At 47.1% G+C, this 21,716-nt stretch carries 17 protein-coding genes; all 17 read left to right on the top strand.

The features are described 5' to 3' along the window. The first annotated feature begins 218 nt into the window (after positions 1–218). The 17 genes from AC6I3O_RS13920 (at position 219) to AC6I3O_RS13840 (ending at position 21,657) form a co-directional block, all read left to right on the top strand. Positions 219–1,526, top strand: a complete 1,308-nt coding sequence (locus AC6I3O_RS13920) for an IS4 family transposase (RefSeq protein WP_497850542.1) — start codon at positions 219–221, stop codon at positions 1,524–1,526. A gap of 520 nt (positions 1,527–2,046) precedes the next feature. After that, positions 2,047–2,541, top strand: coding sequence for an RNA polymerase sigma factor (locus AC6I3O_RS13915; RefSeq protein ID WP_497851413.1), 495 nt, complete (start codon positions 2,047–2,049; stop codon positions 2,539–2,541). 27 nt (positions 2,542–2,568) lie between these two features. Further along, a complete protein-coding gene (locus AC6I3O_RS13910) occupies positions 2,569–3,786 on the top strand; it encodes a hypothetical protein (protein ID WP_497851412.1) in 1,218 nt (405 codons plus the stop codon). A gap of 176 nt (positions 3,787–3,962) precedes the next feature. Next, positions 3,963–4,850, top strand: coding sequence for a sulfide/dihydroorotate dehydrogenase-like FAD/NAD-binding protein (locus AC6I3O_RS13905; protein WP_497851411.1), 888 nt, complete (start codon positions 3,963–3,965; stop codon positions 4,848–4,850). Beyond that, positions 4,850–6,235, top strand: a complete 1,386-nt coding sequence (gltA, locus tag AC6I3O_RS13900) for an NADPH-dependent glutamate synthase (RefSeq protein ID WP_497851410.1) — start codon at positions 4,850–4,852, stop codon at positions 6,233–6,235. The genes AC6I3O_RS13905 and gltA overlap by 1 nt, the downstream gene beginning before the upstream one ends. Before the next feature lie 167 nt (positions 6,236–6,402). After that, positions 6,403–7,113: a LytR/AlgR family response regulator transcription factor gene (locus AC6I3O_RS13895; RefSeq protein WP_497851409.1), complete on the top strand. Its 711-nt coding sequence runs from the start codon at positions 6,403–6,405 to the stop codon at positions 7,111–7,113. Between the two features lie 336 nt (positions 7,114–7,449). After that, entirely contained in the window at positions 7,450–9,750 is a 2,301-nt protein-coding gene (locus AC6I3O_RS13890) for an ATP-binding response regulator (protein WP_497851408.1), read from the top strand. 209 nt (positions 9,751–9,959) lie between these two features. After that, positions 9,960–11,303 carry a flagellar filament capping protein FliD gene (gene fliD / locus AC6I3O_RS13885; protein ID WP_497851407.1) on the top strand — a complete coding sequence of 448 codons (1,344 nt, stop codon included), beginning with the start codon at positions 9,960–9,962 and terminating at the stop codon, positions 11,301–11,303. Positions 11,304–11,471: 168 nt separating this feature from the next. Beyond that, a complete protein-coding gene (locus AC6I3O_RS13880; RefSeq protein WP_497851406.1) occupies positions 11,472–11,624 on the top strand; it encodes a hypothetical protein in 153 nt (50 codons plus the stop codon). 117 nt (positions 11,625–11,741) lie between these two features. Next, positions 11,742–12,185, top strand: coding sequence for a hypothetical protein (locus AC6I3O_RS13875; RefSeq protein ID WP_497851405.1), 444 nt, complete (start codon positions 11,742–11,744; stop codon positions 12,183–12,185). A 62-nt stretch (positions 12,186–12,247) separates the two neighbouring features. Then, the gene (locus tag AC6I3O_RS13870; protein ID WP_016220920.1) at positions 12,248–12,535 is read left to right on the top strand and encodes a transposase; all 288 of its coding nucleotides are present in this window, start codon (positions 12,248–12,250) and stop codon (positions 12,533–12,535) included. Continuing rightward, complete coding sequence (locus AC6I3O_RS13865; RefSeq protein ID WP_016220921.1) at positions 12,532–13,449, top strand: IS3 family transposase; 918 nt, start codon at positions 12,532–12,534, stop codon at positions 13,447–13,449. Before AC6I3O_RS13870 ends, AC6I3O_RS13865 begins: the two co-directional genes overlap by 4 nt. Before the next feature lie 141 nt (positions 13,450–13,590). Further along, positions 13,591–13,977: a hypothetical protein gene (locus AC6I3O_RS13860; RefSeq protein WP_497851404.1), complete on the top strand. Its 387-nt coding sequence runs from the start codon at positions 13,591–13,593 to the stop codon at positions 13,975–13,977. 255 nt (positions 13,978–14,232) lie between these two features. After that, positions 14,233–14,484: a group II intron maturase-specific domain-containing protein gene (locus AC6I3O_RS13855; protein WP_497851403.1), complete on the top strand. Its 252-nt coding sequence runs from the start codon at positions 14,233–14,235 to the stop codon at positions 14,482–14,484. Positions 14,485–14,718: 234 nt separating this feature from the next. Beyond that, the gene (locus AC6I3O_RS13850; RefSeq protein WP_497851402.1) at positions 14,719–17,643 is read left to right on the top strand and encodes an insulinase family protein; all 2,925 of its coding nucleotides are present in this window, start codon (positions 14,719–14,721) and stop codon (positions 17,641–17,643) included. A 155-nt stretch (positions 17,644–17,798) separates the two neighbouring features. Beyond that, the gene (locus AC6I3O_RS13845) at positions 17,799–21,083 is read left to right on the top strand and encodes an ICP22 family protein (protein ID WP_497851401.1); all 3,285 of its coding nucleotides are present in this window, start codon (positions 17,799–17,801) and stop codon (positions 21,081–21,083) included. Between the two features lies 1 nt (position 21,084). Further along, positions 21,085–21,657, top strand: coding sequence for a hypothetical protein (locus AC6I3O_RS13840; RefSeq protein WP_497851400.1), 573 nt, complete (start codon positions 21,085–21,087; stop codon positions 21,655–21,657). Positions 21,658–21,716 lie beyond the last annotated feature (59 nt).

The following is a 21,716-nucleotide window of genomic DNA, read 5'->3' as shown; positions in this document are numbered from 1 at the left end:
GCAACCACAATATATAGTGTTTGATATTTTAAAATTTATATCATCTTATCATCGGCACAGGATTTTCCTGTGCTTTTTTGTATCGTTTTTCTAAAGAGTGAGCTCAAAATATTGCACAAAAATTTCCTGATATTTTCATTAGATTTACTATTGACAAAATAACCAAAATTTGCGGCGCAGCCCCTGATTATAGTACATTTTTGAAAGGAGCTGCATTTATGAAACTCATTCAGATTCTCGCCGATATTATCTGCAACACTTTGCTTGACCCAAATGCCCTGGACAGGGCGCGCAGGCAAAAAGGCGCTTATACCCGTAACTGCGGAAAACTTCCTTACTGGACTTTGGTTAAACTTTTACTCGGCAATGTTAAAAAGACAATCTCTGCCTCCTTGGATAGTTTTTTTCATGAACTTAAACTGAAATCGGGAGCACCCTCTGTCAGCTGCTCACAGCAGGCTTTCAGCAAAGCGCGTTCTAAAATTAGCCATTCCATTTTCAAAGAAGCTTTTGAGCGCATGCTGGATTTCCTCTGCAGCCAGGATTCCCTTCCTTTCCACGCGCGGTTTCTGGGGGTATGGGGACGGCAGATCATAGCCATTGACGGCTCTAAGATCCCGCTTCCCAACCGGAAAGCTCTCCTTGATCAATATGGCAGCATCGGGAGAGGTGCTAGCTCTCCCACTGCCATTGCCAGTGTTGCTTTTGACGTTCTCAATGACCGCGTCCTTGATGCCCAGTTCGAACCAATCCATGTGGATGAGCGTACACTTGCCATGAGACATATGGACAATATCAAAAACAAAGCACGGGCAAGCTTATTATACACCATGTTTGTCTTCGACAGGGGATATGCTTCCAAAGAATTGATCGCTTATATCGAAGACACGATCCATGCAGGGTATCTTTTCCGGCTCAGGTCTAAATTTAACAATGCGATTGATGCGCTTCCCGCACCGGCAGACCAGTATGGGATCACCGACCACATTCTCGTTTTGGATGACAGGAAAGTCCGCGTCCTAAAGTTCTATCTTCCAGGCGAGACACTGGAAACACTGATCACAAATGATTTTGGCCTGGATCAAGGTCTGTTCCGCCAGTGCTACTTTCTTAGATGGCCAGTGGAAGAAGATTATAAGCTGATTAAGGAAAAAATAGGGCTTACGGACTTTCGCGGTTATTCCGAAAATTCGATCCTTCAGGAATTCTGGATCTCCATTCTGCTTGCGAACCTCACCCTTGCTATTAAGAAGGAAACGGACGGGATCATCGACCGTACCATTAACCAGAAAAACAATAAGCACAGGTACATGACAAATATAAATGAGCTCGTCGGCTGCCTGAGCCGTCGGCTTCCAGAATATATGGATTCTGAGACACCTGCCGAAAAATTTACCATAATCCGGGACATCTTTTGTTTTGCCGTATCACATCGGGTACGGGATAAAAAAGGATGCAAAGAGTCAAATCCACGTGATATTCCCAGAAAGGTAAAGCATCATTACAATAACAAGGCAACACACTAACTATCATTTCTGAAAGGTGGTGATGTCCCGCGGTTCTATGCTCCATGGCGTCAGAGAAATATTTTTAAAATTTGCTTCTAGCACCAAGGGGGAAGTCTGCCCTTTTTTATCTCACCCAATATACTTTTTGTTATATTTCTGTCAATTTAATGCTGTATTCTCGCTCTTGATACCATACCACTACTAAGTTGTTAACATTGATTTGTAAAAAGGTGTCGAGAAAGGTAAAACGGTTCTGCAAATAAAATCAGACAAATTCTTGCGTCTTCCGTCAGAAAGTGATATTATATTTCCAGAGTTACATGAGAGAATTTTCGGAGAAGAAAAATGGGAATGTTTCTGTCCGGGTTTCCTGTCCGGTCATTCCGTTTTCTACATACCCCCATGGCGGGCGGCACATCTTGGAGAGCAGGCGAAAGCGCCTGCCCTTTTTCATTTAAAAAAATAAAAATAGATGCACCCATTTGGGCGGCTGGTTCGTCTAATAGATGAAACGTAACAGCAGGAAGGAGGACAGAAGATGGATGTTTTGCTTGTAAAGCGGGCGCAGCGGCGGGATATGGAAGCGTTCGTGGAGTTGATGGAGAAGCATAAGACAGGGCTATATAAGGTGGCTAAGAGTTATTTACGCAGTGAGGAGGATGTGGCAGATGTGATGCAGGAAACGGTATTGTCCGCGTATGAACATATACAGGAGTTGAAGACAGTTTCGTATTTCAAGACATGGATTACCAGAATCCTGATTAACCACTGCAAGGATCTTCTCAAACAGCAGAGACGCTGCATGGTTTCAGACCAACTGCCTGACAGGCCCGAGGAAGTTCCTAAGGATGACCGGGAGTTCTATCGGCTTGTGGGCGAGCTGCCGGAAGATTACCGGGCGATATTCTTACTGTTTTACGGAGAAGGCTTCCATACCCGGGAGATTGCCCAGATTCTGGATATCAATGAGAATACTGTGAAGAGTAAGCTGAGAAGAGGCAGGGAAAGATTAAAACAGGTGTTGTGTTATTGAGTGATTTTTATGAAGGAGGTCGTGAAGATGAGAGACACTAAGAAGCAGATGCGGGATATATTAAGGCAGGACGTTCAGGTATCGGATGTGGTGAACCAGCGGCTTTGCGATACGTATAAGATTTTGGAGAGAAAGCAGGAATCTTCGGGAAAAAGAAAATATTATGGGAAAAATCTGCGTGTCGCGGCGGCAGTGGCAGCAATCGTCTGCCTTACGGTGCCAAGCGCTGTGTATGCGTCGGTGAAAGCGGGATTTTTCGAGGGAATGTTTGGAAATACGACGAAGAAATCCTGGGACGTCGTCCATAAGGAGGTTGATAACGGAAAAGGCGGTACGACTGCGGTAGACATTCCGTCCAAGGAATTTGTGGCCGTGGATGAAGAAAAAGCCAATGAACAGATTGGAAAGTGGGTAATGGACGAACCGCTGGTAAAGCAGCTTGGGGAACACACGCTGACGATTGAGAGCTTTGTCTATGACAGCAGCGGGGCCGTGATGTATTATACGCTGGGCCGTAAAGGGGGCGTGACTGCATTAAGAGGCGATGAGGATACCAATATGGCAAAAGGAGCCGTGTTCACGGATGAAGCGGATTTCCGGTTCGATGTCCAGTGCGGGATGCCGGAAGATGAAAATTTCATTTTCACAGGGGAGAACACTTATGTTGATATGGAGAAGAGTACGAATGAGCTGTTATACTGTACCTCCTACATGCTTTGGTCGGATAATCTGAAAGCGGGAGATATTCCTAAGCTGGTAATTACGAAATATCCGGATAAATTAAAGGAAATCGAAAAGCTTCTGCCGGATGTGAACGGTTTGTCAGAGGAAGAAATGAAGGATGAATCGCTGTGGAAGGAATATAACGAGGCGATGGCTAAGGCCGAGACGGAAATCATAGACTTATCAGGGAAAGGACAGGTTCCTGACAAGACGATTGATATGGGAGCGAATGGCTGTCTGGTATACTCTCCCATATCCATCCGCGTAGATATGTCCAAGGGAATGGGGCTTTCCGAAGATGAGGCGCAAGACCCTTATTACATGAAGCATATGGAGATTAAGTATAAGGACGGGAGCAGTTATGTTGTTTCGGACTCGGAAGAGTTGATTGAAAATAGCGGATATGTGTTAGGGCTGACCGGAGGAGTCGGCGCATGGTATAAGACAGTATTTAACCGTTTGGTGGATACGGACGAGATTGCGGAAATTATTGTCAATGATGTAAGTTTTCAAGTAGAATAGAGATTGGACTGCAGGAAGGGGGCGCCGGCTCCCTTTTTGCTTTGCATTTGTATGGGCTAAGTGCATCACGTTGACCTTTATATTATGGGGATGATGATAAAATAAAAGGCAGGCACTTGATATTTGCGTGAAGATGGATTATGATAGTCATATAATATTTTTAGGAGGAACGTAGGATGTACAAGATATTAAAAGCCGAAAAACTGGCTGATAAGATTTATCTTATGGATGTAGAAGCGCCGCGTGTAGCCAAGCATTGTGAGCCGGGACAGTTTGTAATCGTTAAGATGGATGAAAAAGGCGAGAGAATCCCCCTTACCATCTGTGACTACGACAGGGAAGCCGGAACGATTACGATTGTGTTCCAGGAGATTGGGGCTTCTACCATGAAGATGGCAGAAATGAAGGCAGGAGATTCCTTCCGCGACTTTATCGGGCCTCTGGGATGTCCGTCTGAATTTGTAGAAGAAGATCTGGAAACCTTGAAGAATAAGAAGATGCTCTTTGTAGCCGGCGGCGTGGGGGCGGCTCCGGTTTATCCTCAGGTAAAATGGCTGAAGGAGCATGGGGTTGACGTTGATGTTATCGTTGGTTCCAAGACCAAGGACATGCTGATTCTGGAAAAAGAGATGGAAGCAGTAGCCGGGAACTACTACCCATGTACGGATGATGGTACATATGGACATGCGGGTATGGTTACGACGAAGATTGAGAAGCTGGTGGAAGAGGGGAATAAATATGACGTCTGTGTTGCCATCGGGCCGATGATTATGATGAAGTTTACCTGTCTTCTGACCAGGAAGCTTGAGATTCCTACGATTGTCAGCATGAACCCAATCATGGTGGATGGTACGGGTATGTGCGGAGCCTGCCGTGTAATTGTGGGCGGAGAAGTGAAGTTTGCATGTGTAGACGGACCGGAGTTCGACGGGCATCTGGTTGATTTTGACAATGCGATGAAGAGACAGCAGATGTACAGGACCGAGGAAGGCCGTGCGATTCTGAAACTACAAGAGGGTGACACCCACCATGGTGGATGCGGTAATTGCGGAGGTGACAACTAATGGCTGATGTATTAAAGAGAATTCCTGTAAGAGAGCAGGATGCGAAGGTAAGAGCGACGAACTTCGAGGAAGTTTGCTATGGATATAACAAAGAAGAGGCGATGGAAGAGGCTACCCGCTGCCTGAACTGCAAGAATGCGAAGTGTATTGAAGGATGTCCTGTATCCATCAATATTCCGGGATTCATTTCCCAGGTAAAAGAGGGGAATATTGAGGAGGCTTACAAGGTAATCGGAGAGTCTTCCGCACTTCCGGCAATCTGCGGCCGTGTATGCCCGCAGGAGTCCCAGTGTGAGTGCAAGTGTATCCGCGGAATCAAGGGCGATCCGGTTTCTATCGGTAAGCTGGAGCGGTTCGTTGCGGATTATGCGCTGGAGCATGACATTAAGCCGGTGAAGGCAGAGAAGACCAACGGGCATAAGGTTGCGGTTATCGGTTCTGGTCCGTCCGGCCTTACCTGTGCGGGCGACCTTGCGAAGCTGGGGTATGAAGTGACGGTATTTGAGGCGCTTCATGAGCTTGGCGGGGTGTTGGTATATGGAATTCCCGAGTTCCGTCTTCCGAAACATAAGGTTGTTAAGAAGGAGATTGAGAAGGTAAAAGAGTTAGGCGTTAAGTTTGAGACGAATGTTGTCATCGGTAAGTCCACCACCATCGACCAGTTGATGGAAGAGGAGGATTTCGAGGCAGTGTTCATCGGTTCCGGCGCAGGGCTTCCGATGTTCATGGGTATTCCTGGGGAGACGGCCAACGGTGTGTTCTCTGCCAATGAGTATCTGACCAGAAGTAACCTGATGAAGGCGTTTGACGACTCTTACGATACGCCGATTGTGGCTGGCAAGAAGGTTGCCGTTGTGGGCGGCGGTAATGTGGCGATGGATGCCGCAAGAACGGCTCTTCGCCTTGGCGCGGAGGTACATATCGTATACCGCAGAAGCGAGGCAGAGCTTCCGGCGAGAGTAGAGGAAGTGCATCATGCGAAGGAAGAGGGCGTTATCTTTGACCTGCTGACCAACCCCAAGGAGATCCTTGTGGATGAGAACGGATGGGTGAAGGGCATGAGGGTTATCAAGATGGAGCTTGGAGAGCCGGATGCATCCGGCAGAAGACGCCCGGTAGAGATTGAAGGGTCTGAGTATGAGATTGAGCTTGATACGGTAATCATGTCCCTGGGAACTTCCCCGAACCCGCTGATTGCATCTACGACTAAGGGATTGGAGACAAACCGGAGAAAATGTATCGTTGCGGAGGAAGAGAACGGGCAGACTTCCAAGGCGGCTGTATTCGCAGGCGGAGACGCCGTGACGGGCGCGGCTACGGTTATCCTTGCCATGGGCGCTGGGAAAGCCGGCGCGAAGGGGATTCATGAGTTGTTGAGTAAATAAGACGATATGATAGGGGGCACGGCAGATTTTGCTGTGTCCCTTTCCTTCCATCTATAGGTCAATGCTGATTCTCCCCAAAAGCCTGAAAATTGTCCCGTATTGTTTTGTGAAGTAAAGAAAAATTATATAATAAACAAGATTACGCTAAACGAAGGAGGAGGTGTTGCATGTTCCACATTGCAATTTGTGATGATGTACAAAAGGACAGAGAGGAATTATGTCTTGTCTTAAAAAAGGAACTGGGAGCTTTTGATGCAGATGCCAGGTTTCTAAAATTCGGAAGCGGGAATGCTTTATTGAATGCTTGGGAAAAAAAGAAAATAGATTTTCATCTGGTCTTCCTGGATATCTATATGAAAGGGAAAGATGGTATCGAGACGGCGCGCCATCTGCGAGCTTTGGGATACAGAGCGGCGATTATTTTTCTAACGACAACACAGGATTTCGCAATAGAGGGGTATGAGGTGGATGCGGCAGGCTATCTGCTAAAGCCGTTGGAGAGGATGAAACTGCGGCAGTTATTACAACGTCTGTTTACGCGGGAGGAACCGATTATGCTCACCCTGCGTCAGGGGAGTAAAGTATATACGATCGCCCCATCTGAAATCGTGTACATTGAAAGCAACCGAAATCGTCTGACGATTCATACGGTAAAGGAAAACATTCTATACTATGGGCGGCTGGATGAGATGGAAAGCCGACTTCCGGAGAAATCATTTCTGCGCTGTCACCAGAGCTTTCTTGTGAATATGGATCGGGTCTATGCGGCGGAAGATGTGTTCCGGATGGAAACGGGAGATATCGTTCCCATTCGCGTCAGGGAACGCCGGGCTATGCGGGAGGCGTATTTTCGGTATATGACGGAGAAAAATATATGAAACGAATGTTATTGCTTTTGCGTGCAATGACATTTTTGGCGGCATTCGGGGGGGGGGGCATGGTCTTAGGATAGCCAGTATGGAAGCGGCTGTCCAAAGGAGAAACGGATACTTGAAAGTCAGCGCCAAAGACGGAGTATTTGTTTTGGACGCCGTACTTTGTGATGTGTTTCCAGATAAGTAAAGAATGGGCAGTACAGGTATGGAAAAGGATGAATGGGTTGATTTTATGTGAGAAGACAGGTATACTGTACCTAACAAGGAACGGATAATCGTAATAGGAAAAGGAAGGAGGGGAGAGCCATTTTAACCATAAAGGGTATTGTCGTAAAGAATATGAAGAAGATCACGTTGCTTATGGTGGGGATCATACTTTTTATTTCTACGGTCATACAGATATTCAGCATGCATCAGGTCGGCAGACAGAATGCACAGCAGATTTTTGAGCAGGTCGGACAGATTTTAGAGGAGAATTCGAGAGAACTTGACCTGGTTAAGGAAGAATACAATGCTATGTGTCTGAATGATGCGAGGATGGTAGCATATATTCTTGAGCATAATCCAGAGGCGAGGGATGATGTGGAAGAGCTCAGGAAGATTGCTGCAGATGTGGAGGTAGATGAGATCCACATTTTTGATACGGATGGCGTAATTATTGGGGGTACGCATCCAGAATATTTGGGTTATTCTTTTGATTCCGGGGAACAGATTGGTTTTTTCAAACCGTTACTGACGGATAAGTCTTTGGAGCTGGTGCAGGAGACGACGCCGAACACGGCAGAGGGCAAGCTGGTCCAGTATTCGGCGCTATGGAATGAAGACGGCAGTTTTATCGTTCAGGTTGGGATGAAACCGTCCAATGTGCTCCGTGCAACGAAGAAAAATGAATTATCTTATATCTTTTCGCTGCTCAGGACTGGGGTTGGATACCAATTGTACGCCATTGACCCGGATACGGAGAAAGTGGTGGGGGCAACCGTGGTTTCAGATGTGGGGAAGGATGTTGCAGAGATTGGCATCAAGCCGGAAGAGATGGAGTCAGAGCGAGGCTTCCATGCGAAAACTTCGCAATCGCTCCAATACTGCCTGTCGAAAAAGATTGGCGAGAATTATATCGTGTGGGCGTCTCCCGTATCTGGTTTTTTCCAGTCAATCCTGGTCAATGAGCTGCTTCTCCTTGCGGGATTAGTGCTGATTTCCCTGATTCTGGTCTATGCCGTGACGGATACCATGGACCGGACGGTGATTGGCCAGATTAAGAGGATCAATGAAAAACTCTGGTCTATACAAGATGGGGAATTAAGGACAAAAGTGGACGTCAGGGACAGCAAAGAATTCCTGGAGCTGAGCACACATATCAACAGTATGGTCGAGAGCCTAATTAGAAGTTCGGAGAAGCTTGAGATGAGCGAGAAGATCCGGACTCAGAAGGAAGAGCTGGAGAGGCAGCATGAACAGCTTGAGATTGCAGTGAAGCGGGCGGAGGCGGCGAATAAGGCCAAGTCTGAATTCTTGTTTAACATGTCCCATGATATCCGTACGCCGATGAATGCGATTATGGGATTTACGAATTTTGCATTGGAAAGCAATGATCCGGATAAGCAAAGGGAGTATCTGGAAAATATTGATGTTTCGTCCAAACAGCTTTTGGATCTGCTTAACAATATCTTAGAACTTGCCAGAATCGAGAACCATAAAATCATCATTGAGGAAGAACTGGTAGATGTGAGGGAAACGTTCCATAAGCTATGCACCATATTCAGCAGTGATTTGAAGAAAAAGAACCTGTCATGCACGGTGGATGTGGATATCAGCCATCCGTATCTGTATATGGATACGGTGCATTACTCACAGGTGTTCTTGAATATCGTGAGCAATGCCGTGAAATATACGCCCGACGGCGGCGCGGTTTCTCTTTCCTTTAAGGAGCTGCCGGGAGATACGGAAGATACCTGCCTTGTGGAAACCGTGATTGAAGATAACGGGATTGGGATGTCTGAAGAGTTTCAGGCCTACGCCTATGAGTCATTTTCCAGAGAACGGACTTCGACGGTCAGCGGTATCCAGGGAACCGGGCTTGGCCTTGCAATCGTGAAAGATTTGGTCAGTCTGATGAATGGCAGGGTTACGCTCAAGAGCCGGCAAGGCATGGGGACGAAGGTGACGGTCTGCCTGCCCCATCGGTTTAAGAAGGCCCCGGCGGATAAGAAGGAGGGGGAGCCGGATAGCTGGGAGAATCTGAGATTTGACGGCGTCCATATCCTGTTGGCAGAAGATATCGATGTCAATGCAATCATTGCAACCAAGCTTTTATCCAGCAAGGGATGTATTGTGGAGCGGGCAAGGGACGGTGTGGAGTGTGTGAATATGTTGCTGAAAGCAAATGAAGGGTATTATGATCTGGTTCTCATGGATATCCAGATGCCGATCATGGACGGATATCAGGCGGCGCGTTCCATCCGGTCTTTTGACAATGTAAAGAAGGCGTCTGTCCCAATTCTTGCAATGACGGCAAATGCCTTCCGGGAGGATTGTGAGAAAGCAGCCGAGGCAGGGATGGACGGGCATATTGCCAAGCCGCTCAATGCGGGGGATATGTTCCGGAAAATCGGGGAAGTGTTGAAAATCAACTATTAACATTTATATCCAGATTGTCGATATTATATTGAAGGATGGAAGAGCCATTCTTATACAACTGGTATTCCAACGATTCTCATATCCGCAAGGGGCAGGATGGCCGGACAGCATTTCAGCCTTTTTGGCAGACGGATGATGAGCGGCAGGATGGCCGGACGGATGTGCGGTCGTGGAATGAAATATATAATGTTAAGAAAGGAGGAAGAAGTATGGCAATCAATGGAATCAGTTCCTATGGGTTGAATAGCATTTACGGCTATCAGTCATCCATTAACAGTCTTCGCTTGTCTCAGGCTCTTTCCAGGAATCCGAAGCTGAACCAGTCTTATTCATCGTCATCGACATCATCGCTTACATCCCGCAAGGCTGCGATGAATGCAGATATCAGCTTTGTCAAGGATTACAGCAGCAAGATGTCTGATTTGATGAATGCAGCGAACGAGCTGAAGAGTTCCAACAAGTATGGGGCTATGAGCGATCTTGCGATCACCAGTACCAATAATGACATCGCGACAGCAAGCGGGAAATTACTGGTCAAGAATGACAAAGAGTATAAGCTCGACGTTACGCAGGTGGCGCAGGCACAGGTCAATGCTAGTGAAGGCGTGAAGGCGTCCGATTATGCGAAGTCAGCGATGAATTTTACCGTAGGAGACGGTAAGAATTCCGTAAATGTTTCGGTAGGCACCGTGAAGGCGAATGGAGGTTCCAAGACCAATGCCCAGATGCTGAAAGAGGCGGCAGACCAGATTAATAAGAGCAAGGTTGGCGTGACAGCCAGCGTTGTAGAGAAGGACGGAGTTGCTTCTCTTCAGTTAGAAGGCAAGGAGACTGGCGAAGGCAAGACTTTCACAGTCAGCGGCGAGCAGCTTGGAGCAGCGGCAGGAGTTGAGAATGTTAAGACAGAGTCAGCGAACGCCAAGTATTCCGTGACCGCAGACGGCAGGACTACAGAGTATGAGACAGATACGAACAAGGTTTCTATCGGCTACTATGGAGTAAGCGTAGAGCTTAAAAAAGCCGGTGAGACTACCTTGAAAGCCGGCGTGGATTCCGGTAATGTGGCTTCAGCGCTTGGCGATCTGGTGGATGCTTACAATTCCGCAGTGAAGTTCCTCAATGATAATTACGACAGAGGAAGCGGCGTGAGCAGACAGCTGCGCAACATGATTTCAGGTATTGGTTCAGAGCAGTCTCTGAAACAGCTTGGAATTACGGTCAATAAGGATGCGACATTAAGCTTCAGCGAGAGCAAGTTCCAGGCGAACATGCAGAAGAACCCGAACCTGTCCAAAGAGTTGATCTCTGGCATGGGCGGGATTGCAGACCGTATGTTCAATAAGGCGAACAGCGCGATGAATGTCAGCTCCAGTTCACTTTTGAACGGAAGCAGCCAAAAGTCATTTTCCGGAACGTCTGCAAGTTCGTCATCATCTTCTTTAGAAAGCATGGCGACGAATCCGTACAGCGTAATGGGGATGTTCTCCAAGGGCGGAGCTTACAATATGAGTAATTATTATGCAGTGGGCATGATGATGAATTACCTGATTTAGTTACATCTGTTTATATTGAGTAGTGTTAGGACGCTGCACAGGATGAGGTATCTGACTGTGTGGCGTTTTTTGTGTGCCCGGTGGGCACACGTAGAAGCAATCCTGTTAGAAAACGCAGATGTAGTGTTTCAGAAATAAAAATAACAGTCAAAACAATGGATGTAAAAAATGCATATCATACGTGATTCAGCAGAGCATATGAGGGAATATCTGGATAAGCATGGAATAGTGCAGGCAGATTATATTATTTCCGGACTGCCGTTTGCCAGTCTGCCGGCATACGTTATGGTGTGGGAGGTCGGCTACTCAACTAATGGGTAGCCTCCTACCCGATATGTCTTGAACAATAGGGATTTTCTCTGTATAATAAAACCATAGCAGACAGGGCATAGCTGACCTGCCAGACTGATTGGCAAAAGCCGGAACCGAGGTGATATTATGCAGGGCGAAATATTACAGGAAGAACCAAAAGAGAAAACAAAGGAGAAAAAGGATGCGTTTGCAAAATATACGGTGAAAGACAGCGTATTCACGACACTTTTTCAGGATAAGAAATATCTGATGCAGTTATACCGTGCGCTCCACCCGGAGGATACGGAGACGACGGAAGATGCGCTTACAGACATTACAATAAGGAACGTCCTTACAAATGGAATCTTCAATGACCTGGCTTTCAGAGTAGGGAATAAAGTTATGTTTCTGGTTGAGCAGCAATCTTTATGGACGATGAATATCATTGTGCGTGTGCTTATGTATCTGGTGCAGACTTACCATGAGTATTTTGAAGAACAGGATGCAGATTTATACGGGAGTAAGAAAGTCCATGTGCCTGAACCGGAACTGTACATGATATTTACAGGAGTGGTGTTAGAATATAATTAGTACAAGTTAGACATGGAAAATTCCCAACAGGAAAGTATAATAGAACAGATGGAGGAATGAACATGGCTACACAATATACAGAAGAATTTAAGAATGATGCAGTAAGGTATTGGAAGGAACATCCAGAGCTTGGGATTGCTAAGTGTGCAAAGAATCTGGGGATTAGTAAGACAGCTCTTTCTAACTGGAGAAAGATATATGATGCAAATGAGGGGACAGTCCCAACCAGAGGAAGGGGGAATTTTGAGAGTGATGATGCAAAGGAACTTGCACGCCTGCGTAAAGAGCTACGTGATACACAAGATGCTTTAGATATCTTAAAAAAAGCAATCGGCATACTGGGAAAATGACAGAGGCTCTCTTCCTGGAGACTGCCCGGTATGAAGAGCAGCTTCTGGAAGAGGGGAAACGCCGGCCGAATGTCTCTGGTGTGCTGAGGATCTTAGGTGTTTCAAGAAGCGGATACCTTGCATGGAAAAACCGCCTCCCTTCCACCCGGGAGAAGAGAAAGGAGCAGATAAAAGAGAGGATCGTTGAGATTTATCAGGAATCCCATCAGAATTATGGAGCCCCCAAAATAGCAGAATGTCTGCGCAGGGAAGGAGAAAAAATAGCAGACAAAACAGTGGGGAATTATATGAGGGAATTGGGGATCAAAGCACAGTACGTGAAACCTTATACCGTTACAACAATCGAACCGGATCTAAGCAGTAGGCTGAGAAATATTCTGAAAGAAAAATTTAATCCGGAAGAACCGGATGCAGTCTGGTGTTCGGATATCACTTATATCTGGACTTACGAGGGCTTTGTATACTTAACGAGTATTATGGATCTGTACTCGAGAAAGATCATCTCATGGGTATTAAGTAATACATTAGAAGCAAAACATGTCGTAAAAGCGGTAGAAAAGGCAAAAAGAAGGAGGAATGTGGAGAAACCCTTAATTCTGCATACAGACCGGGGGATCCAGTATGTGTGCAGGGAGTATGTAGAGGCAACCATTGGAATGAAGAGAAGTTATTCGAAAAAAGCGTATCCATGGGATAATGCCTGTATTGAATCCTTTCATGCATTGATCAAAAGAGAATGGCTGAATCGATTTAAAATAAAAAATTATGAACATGCCTATAAATTGGTATTTGAATACATAGAGACATTTTATAATACGGTAAGAATCCACAGTCATTGTGGATATCTATCACCAAATGAATACGAGAATGTGTATGAACAGAAATTGAATAAGATGGAAAGATTGGCTGGATAAAAAATGGAAGGTTGTAAGAAAAGTTCACTTTTAACTTGTACTTTTTCTTGACATAGTACCAGAGAGCGTGCCAGCAGGCCGGAAACTATTTCACTTTCCAAAGAATTTTTCGGCGGGAAGGAATGTGCCATTGAAGTAAAGGTGAAAGTGCTTTATGGCGGCAAAGGAAAAGACATCATCAGTCAGTATGTTGCGTTTACAAAAGTATATAATGAACAGGTGAAACAGTATGGGAGAAGCCGGGAGGCGGTTACGGAAACCATCCGTATCTGTAAAGACAGGGACGTGCTTCGGGAGTTTTTGGCAGGCAGGGAAAAGGAGGTTATATCTATTATGATGGCTTTATTTGATGAAGAGAAGATCATGCGTACCCATATCGCAAGTGAAAAGAAAGAAACGGCAAGGAAAGCAGCGGAAAAGATGTTGAAAGCTGGGAAAATAACGGTAGATGAAATCTCAGAATATTTTACCGATCTTTCAGAGAGGGACATTCAGGAAATTGAAAAAGAATTGCTTCAAACAATCTAATATCTGTTGGCAGGCAGACGCAAAAGAAAGAATATATAGAATCCCCGGCTGCAAATGAATTCAGCCGGGGTTATTCGTGTGCCCGGTGGACACACGTTCTAACGTGCAGATTCCGGGTACACTCCAAGAGTGCCCAAAAGATGAAAGGCAGGATAAGGGGATAACCCAGAAAACAAAGGATGGAGTAATGACTACTGAAGACAGAAACTGGCGGAGTATGTCAGGGGATGGATAAATTACTACAAACTTGCAGACATGAAAGGACTGATGGCGGAGACGGATGAATGGATCCGGCGCAGGATACGGGCAATCTATTGGAAACAATGGAAAAAGGTGAAGACGAGATACCGAAACCTAAGAGCACTAAAGCTTGAAGAATGGCAGGTACATCAGATAGCCAACAGCCGGAATGGTTGCTGGAGGACAGCGCAGATATTAAGCGTAGCCCTCACCAATAAAATAATAGCCAAGCTGGGATATATCTCTCCATGCTTGACTATTATCTGAAAGTATCGTGAAAACTATTGAACCGCTGTATACCGAACGGTACGTACAGTGGTGTGGGAGGTCGGCTACTCAACTAATGGGTAGCCTCCTACCCGATATTTCTCAAATTGCAGAATAGACACCCATTTCTGCCGAACGGGCAGCCGATATTGACGGCTGCCTGTTTTTTCTTTATTCTTGAGTCAGTGAATGGAGAGAAATGTGGAAAAATGACAGATAAAGGAAGTGGGAAGTATGGATGAGAAAGAGACAAGAATCAGTCAGTTGACAGAAAAAACAGGATTTATATTGGATGGCGTCAAGGAGCTTCCGGAGATGAAAGCGGTTCTCTACCAGATGCATTTCAGGAAAAACGGCGCAAAGCTCATGTGGCTTTCACGCAGAGAGGAGAATAAAACATTTACCATTACATTTAAGACCCTCCCTCCCGACGATACGGGAGTATTCCATATATTAGAACATTCTCTTCTCTGTGGTTCAGAAAAATACCCGGTCAGCAAGCCCTTCGTGGAGATGCTAAAGAGTTCGCTCCAGACATTTATGAATGCATTTACATTTCCGGACAAGACCATGTATCCGGTATGCAGCAGGAATGAAAAAGACTTCCTGAACCTGATGGATGTATATCTGGACGCTGTGTTCCATCCGCTGTGTGTCACAAGGAAGGAGATTTTTCTTCAGGAGGGATGGCATTATGAGCTGGACGACCCGGAGGGGGAACTGACCTGTAACGGCGTGGTGTATAACGAGATGAAGGGAATGTATGCGTCGCCGGACACGCTGATTGACAGCCTTTTAAACCGTATGCTGTTTCCAGATAACTGCTATCGGTTCCAGTCTGGCGGGGATCCGGAGCATATTACAGAGCTTTCTTATGAAGAATACGTGGCAAATTACCGGAAGTTCTACCATCCCTCCAACGCCTGCGTCATACTGGACGGAGACATGGATATTGCCGCCGTCCTTACGAAGATTGGAAAGGTATTCCATGAATTTGAAGCTCAGGAAATGGATTGTGAAATCAATCTTCAGGAGCCGGTGCATTTGGAGGAATGCCATTGCCCCTATGAGGTCGGGGGAAATGAAGAAATTGACAATAAAGTCATCCTTGCAGGCGGATGGGTATACGGAAAGTATGACGAGCCGGAAAAGAACATGGCGTGCGGCGTGCTGGCTGACCTTTTGTGTTCCTCCAATGAATCTCCTCTTAGGAAAGCGATTCTGGAGAAAGGGCTTGCAGAAAATGTAGAGCTTGCAAAAATGGATGGGATACAGCAGCCATACTTCGTGCTGGTGGTAAGGAATACCAGTGAAGACAAGAGGGTAGAAGTGTGGGAGACGGTCGAATCCGCACTAAAAGAGCTTGCAGAAAAGGGGCTTGACCACAATCGGCTGGAATCCATTTTAAGCCGGTTGGAGTTCAATCTGCGGGAGAAGGAGTCGGGAATGTACCCGGAGGGTATTGTAAATGCCATGAGGATGCTGGACAGCTGCCTTTACGGCGGCGACCCGGCGCAGAACCTGTGTTACGGCGTAATCTTTGATTCTCTCAGGAAGAAGATTGGGGAAGGTTATTTTGAAGGACTTTTGAAGGAAACGCTGATTGAGAATTCCCACTGTGCCAGGCTTGCCCTGTATCCGTCTAAGACCATCGGGGAAGAAAGGCGTCGGAAGGAAAAAGAACATTTTCAGGAAATCAAGGAGCTGTGGCTTCCGATAAAGAGAGAGCAGGCTGTGGAGGAGTTGGCGTGGCTTAGAAAGATACAGGGGACGCCGGATACCGAAGAACAGCTTGCCACGCTTCCGATGCTGACTCTGTCCGATATATCGGAAAAGACGGAGGAAATCCCCCAGACGGTGAGGAAAATGGAAGGGTGCAGGGTCTTGGCACATCCGTTGGAGACGGACGGAATTGTCCATATTTCTTACTATTTCTCTCTGGAAGGATTATCGGAGGAGGAACTATGCGGCACATCATTCCTGCGCACACTTCTGGGGCAGGCGGGGACGGTAAATTATAATCCCTTGGAACTGCAGGCGGAACTGGAAGGGAAATTGGGGCGGTTCCAATCCTATGTGGATGTATTTGCAAGACGAGATCAAACAGAAGAATGTACGCCGTATCTTGTGGTGCAGGTGTCGGCACTTAGAGAGAAAATGGCGGATGCAGCCCGTCTTGCCGGGGAAGTGCTGAATGGATCGAAGTTCGATGACCTGCAATATATCCGGACAAGGATACGCCAGCTTAGGATATCCATGGAGCAGCACATCCTAATGAATGGGAATGTGTATGCGGCAAGGCTGGCTTTGGCGGGATTTTCCGCGAGGGGAGCGGCAGAGGAGACGTTTCAGGGAATCAGGATGCTTCGCTGGGTGCAGAGAATGGATGATGATTTTGAAAAGGAAGGAGCAAGGCTTCTTGTGGAACTGGGTCGGCTCTGTAAGAAAATATTTGTGCGGGAACGTGCGACGCTCAGTGTTACCGGTGAGATAGAGGAATCTTGGATGTCAGAGATGGTCTGTCTGTTGGGACATAGGCAGGAGCAATATGCAAAGGATGTTTTGGAAGAAGGCGATTGTGGGGTAGCCATAAGGATGGGAATCAGGATTCCGGCAGAGATTGGATTTGCCGGAAAAGGCGCAAATATAAATTTGTGTGGGGCAACATACCACGGAGCTATGAAAGTGGCGGCACGGATGCTCAGTTACGGTTACTTGTGGGAGTCAATCCGCATGAAAGGCGGGGCGTACGGCGCAGGACTTACCGTGTCAGGGAACGGGGATGTGGCCTTTACCTCCTTCCGAGATCCCAATGCAGCAAATTCATTGGAAATTTTTGATAAAGCAGGAGCGGCACTTCGTGCCATATGTGAGAGCAATGAGCCTCTTGACAGGTATATTGTCAGTACGATTGCATCCATAGAGCCGCTGTTGAGCGTACGGCAGAAAGGGATTCGGGCCGCACAAGATTACCTCGGCAGCGTGACCTGGGAAAGGATTTGCCGGGAACGGAGCGAAATCCTTTGTACGACCAAAGAAGACTTGATGCGGGTCATCTATGTGCTCAATCAGGTCTGTGAAAAAGGGGGCGTATGCGTCATAGGGGGAAAGTCTTCCTTAGACGCTGTAAGTACAATCCTTGAGCAGCAGGAGTTGTAGGTCGAAGGATGTAGGGGAGAAAAGTTCCGAAAAGGGAGGTGGTTCATGGAAAATGCCGAATAAACGTCGATATCTTCCGAATAGACCAAACACGTTGAGGCTCTGTTATAAATTTGTTACGATAAAGTATCATTTATACCAAGGAGCGTGAAAGCATGGAAAAGAAGAGAAAGATTATTATAGGAGTGATAGCCGCAGTTGTGCTGTGCCTTGGCTTAGGAGGCGGATATCTCTTGTCAAAGGACGGAGGAATCGACGAGCTGATGGAAGAGACGGGCTTGTCCAAGAGTTCCAAGAAAAATAAAGACGCCAAAAAGGGAGACGCAAGCAAAGACGACGGTGTGGATGCGGGGGCGGCCGGAGCCAAAGGAGACGCCAATTCCGGAGATGCCGGGGACGCCGGGAATGCCGGAAACGGCGGAAACCAGAAGACGGATTATGTGGATAATGGCGGCGCCAGTGTAGGCGGTACGAGCGCCAGCAACAGTTATAGTATTAAGATGAGCGACTTGTGTACATTTTCAGATCCTTCGGGAATTAGTTTCGACACAAGGTATGTGCTGTACGGCGGCGCAGACTGCCATCCGGCGAAAAAAGCGTCGGCAGCCGGTTACTCCTGTAAGGGAGCCTATGTGGTGTTATATGCAAAGGGTGGAAAAGCAGCAGGTGAATATCAGTGTTTTGTGATGAACAATGAATCAGATGCACAAGGCCTGGCTGGGAAATATGCTTCTATCTATAATGGCGGAGGCCAGAGCAGCGGACGATGGGGCGATGTGGTATATGTTTACTCGTCTGGAAGCTATGTACAGACGTCGATTGATACATACTATAAGGCAGGAGCGATTCAGTCCGCGACGCCTCAGGCTTATCTCGGAATGCAGTTTTATTTTGGCGGAATGAGCGAGTATAAGCCGTCGTCCGGAAATAATGGCGGAGGAAATACAAACACGCCAAGCAATCCGAGCACGCCAAGCAACCCAAGCAATCCAAGCAATCCAAGTACGCCGAATAACCCAAGTAATCCGGGGACGCCGAGTAATCCAAGCAATCCGAGTAACCCGAGTAATCCAAGCAACCCGAGTAACCCGAGTAATCCAAGCAACCCGAGCAATCCCAATACGCCAAGTACTTCAAATGAAGATACTGTTGCAGTGAAAGCCGAGCAGTTGACCGACGAAATCGAGGAGGCAAAGACACCTAAGGATGAGCTTTTTGAAGTGAAGGTGACGGATAAGTATACGATTGCAGATCCTGCGGATATAGACTTTGACACCCGTTATGTGCTTTATGGGGATGCCGCCTGTGCGGGCGTTACATCTGTACCGGCAAAAGACAGCAACGGCGTTGAGACAAAAGTGGAATGCCTGTATGAGATTCTGTATCTGAAGGACGGTCAGGCAGTGGCAGAATACAAATATTATCTGTCCAGGAGCGAAGAAGGTGCGCAGGCGCTGCAAAATGCCTTTGGGAAGACAGACTGTGTAAAGGGCAGAGTGTTCTGTATGGCGACAACGAAGGCGGAAGAAGTCCAGAGCATGATCAGTATGCTTTATAAGTTCAGCGGGGAACTGGCGGATGAATCGCCTCAGTCTTATCTGAATTATCTGGTCAGCAAGGAGAAATATCGGTTCTTCAAGAATGTAGGGCAGAAAGAGGAGCCGGAACCGGAGAGCATTTTAAAGGGAACTTCTATGGCAGATACCTTTGGAGTTAAGATGAGCGGCAGTTGTACATTCACGGATGCGAAGTATTTTGCGCAGGATTATGATAAGCGGTATGTTTTATACGGAGACAAAGAATGTGCCCCGGCTAAACAGTTAGGTGCGGAAGGTTTCTATGAGATCTTGTATGATAAAGCCGGTAAGGCGGCAGGAGAGTACAAAGCATATGTTATGGGAAGCCCAGAGCAGGCAGAACAGACAAGAAAGCAGATGAGCGAAGCCTTTGGCGAGGATTCTGTCCTTTGTAAAGGGAACGTTGTGCTTCTGTTTTCCACAGGCGATTATGTACAGCAGACGATTGATTTATATGAGCAAAGCGGCATCCTTTCCAAAGGGACGGTAATCGTATATGCAGAGACCTGGTTTGTGAACCAGTGCAAGATGGCCGAAATCTTAGAAGCGCCGGGAAGCAATCTGGAGCCGGAGAAGGAGTCTGCATTCGATATTATGATGACAGAAAGTTTTACCTTCAAAGATTCCGAGAATTTTCCCCAGGAATATCATGGGCGGTATGTATTGTGTGATGATGGGGCAATGGCGAATATGTATGGCGCGAAAAAGCTGTATGAGATTATCTATGAAAAGGAAAATCAGGTGATCGGCGAATATTTGTGCTGTATTATGGAAAATGCTGCGGGGGCGGAAGGCTTTGCAGGCATGGCGCCGTCAATGGGAATCAGCGCTGAGAATGTAAAGGTACGGGACAATGTGGCGCTGTTGTTCACGCCGGCAGGGTCAGTACCGATGTCGGCAGAAGAGTATGTGGCATTCTGGGAACAGAACGGAGCCGTCCAGATCAAATCGGAAGACGAGGTCATAACAGAAGCAGGAAGCAAGGAATCTGCGTTGGATATTACATCGGCAATGCAGATGAAGCAGATAGCCCGTGAAGCTGGAATCGGGCCAAATGCAGCGAGACTTGAAAGTGAAGGCAGCCTGGCAGCCGCTGCAAGAGAGGCCGGAATCGAATCAGGACAGAATTTGCTCAAGGAGGAATCCGGGCAGGAAGAAGGCAGCGATCCGGCAGAGTCAGAAGAAGTGGAAGCTGTGTCGCAGACACCGGGAATCGAAGTGGAAACATTTGACCCGTCGGAAGCGGGAAATGTCTGGATACCGGAGAAAGTACCAGAGGAAACAGAAAGCGATCAGCCGGAGGAGGATATGCCGGCCGAAGCGGGAAATGTTCAGCCGGTTGAGAATGGAACGGAAACATTTGACCCGTCAGAAGCCGGAAATAGCCTGATACCGGAAGCGGCGCCGGAGCTTTCAGAGGAAGAAGAGAACTTCGACCCGTCTTTCGCGGGCAATGTGGAAGCACCGGAAACACCGGCAGAGCCGGAAGAAAATCCGACAGATATCCTCATCACGGCAGACTATACGTTTAAAGACCCGGAAGGATTCGAGTATGACATGCGTTATGTATTCCATGGAGACGGGACGAGCGAGCTTGCAAAAATGCTTGCTGCTAAGAGAAACGGGGCGGTATCTGACGTATATCTCATTTTCTACGAGAAAGCCGGAAAACTAACGGCAGAGTACCGTTGTTTCGTTCTGGACGGCGCAGCAGTCTGCGAAGAGACGAAGCCGGAGGATCTGGCTGACCTGCTTGGCAGCCTGCCTGGCATGGAGAAGGCTTATGAAGCAAGTACTAAGGGATATGTGGAGTTCATCAGAGATGTGTTTAGACTGGAAGAAGTAAAAGAAGGAGACAGGTAACATGAAAAAGAAACTGATTTCGATTTTAATGTGTGCAATGATAGGAACGACGGTGATTGGCTGTGGTTCGTCGGATAAAGACGGCTCCAAAGAAGCAGGAAGCAAGACCGAAAGCGAGGCGGACCGGGAAGGCGAGACGCAGGCTGTTGACAAGGATTTCAGTCTCCAGATGACGGACAGTTATACATTTACAGACCCGCAGGATATTGACTTTGACCAGCGTTTCGTCCTGAAAGGAGACGAAAGCTGCAAACTTCTGTCCGATATGGCGAACATGGGCTATCCGGCAACGGCGATTTATGATATCGTATATGCCAACGACGGGGCGGCGGCCGCCGAGTACCAGTATTTTGTTGCGGCTGATGAGGCGGGAGCGGCGTCTCTTGCGGAGTTCTATACCTCGCAGGGGCAGCAGATTACGCAGGAAGGCAATGTGATTTATGTATATTCGGAGGGAGATACACTCCAGGCTTCTATTGCCACCATGGCGGCTATGGATGCGATAACGGATGAGACGGTAGAAGCATATATTGAAATGATGAAGAGCTTCAACGGTTTGGTCGAATACGAGTAAAATGGTGTTGTAAGCGGCAGGCAGCAGATTTTGTGTCTGCCGCTTATTTCTAAAACATA

The organism is Sporofaciens sp. St.21A7, from assembly GCF_059728535.1.
The sequence above is the reverse complement of the archived record's forward strand: the minus strand, read 5'-3'. Positions and strand labels throughout refer to the sequence as shown.

Coding starts and splice junctions, on each gene's coding strand:
- AC6I3O_RS13920 (WP_497850542.1), top strand. CDS start 219: ATGAAACTCATTCAGATTCTCGCCGATATTATCTGCAACACTTTGCTT.
- AC6I3O_RS13915 (WP_497851413.1), top strand. CDS start 2,047: ATGGATGTTTTGCTTGTAAAGCGGGCGCAGCGGCGGGATATGGAAGCG.
- AC6I3O_RS13910 (WP_497851412.1), top strand. CDS start 2,569: ATGAGAGACACTAAGAAGCAGATGCGGGATATATTAAGGCAGGACGTT.
- AC6I3O_RS13905 (WP_497851411.1), top strand. CDS start 3,963: ATGTACAAGATATTAAAAGCCGAAAAACTGGCTGATAAGATTTATCTT.
- gltA (WP_497851410.1), top strand. CDS start 4,850: ATGGCTGATGTATTAAAGAGAATTCCTGTAAGAGAGCAGGATGCGAAG.
- AC6I3O_RS13895 (WP_497851409.1), top strand. CDS start 6,403: ATGTTCCACATTGCAATTTGTGATGATGTACAAAAGGACAGAGAGGAA.
- AC6I3O_RS13890 (WP_497851408.1), top strand. CDS start 7,450: ATGAAGAAGATCACGTTGCTTATGGTGGGGATCATACTTTTTATTTCT.
- fliD (WP_497851407.1), top strand. CDS start 9,960: ATGGCAATCAATGGAATCAGTTCCTATGGGTTGAATAGCATTTACGGC.
- AC6I3O_RS13880 (WP_497851406.1), top strand. CDS start 11,472: ATGCATATCATACGTGATTCAGCAGAGCATATGAGGGAATATCTGGAT.
- AC6I3O_RS13875 (WP_497851405.1), top strand. CDS start 11,742: ATGCAGGGCGAAATATTACAGGAAGAACCAAAAGAGAAAACAAAGGAG.
- AC6I3O_RS13870 (WP_016220920.1), top strand. CDS start 12,248: ATGGCTACACAATATACAGAAGAATTTAAGAATGATGCAGTAAGGTAT.
- AC6I3O_RS13865 (WP_016220921.1), top strand. CDS start 12,532: ATGACAGAGGCTCTCTTCCTGGAGACTGCCCGGTATGAAGAGCAGCTT.
- AC6I3O_RS13855 (WP_497851403.1), top strand. CDS start 14,233: ATGAAAGGACTGATGGCGGAGACGGATGAATGGATCCGGCGCAGGATA.
- AC6I3O_RS13850 (WP_497851402.1), top strand. CDS start 14,719: ATGGATGAGAAAGAGACAAGAATCAGTCAGTTGACAGAAAAAACAGGA.
- AC6I3O_RS13845 (WP_497851401.1), top strand. CDS start 17,799: ATGGAAAAGAAGAGAAAGATTATTATAGGAGTGATAGCCGCAGTTGTG.
- AC6I3O_RS13840 (WP_497851400.1), top strand. CDS start 21,085: ATGAAAAAGAAACTGATTTCGATTTTAATGTGTGCAATGATAGGAACG.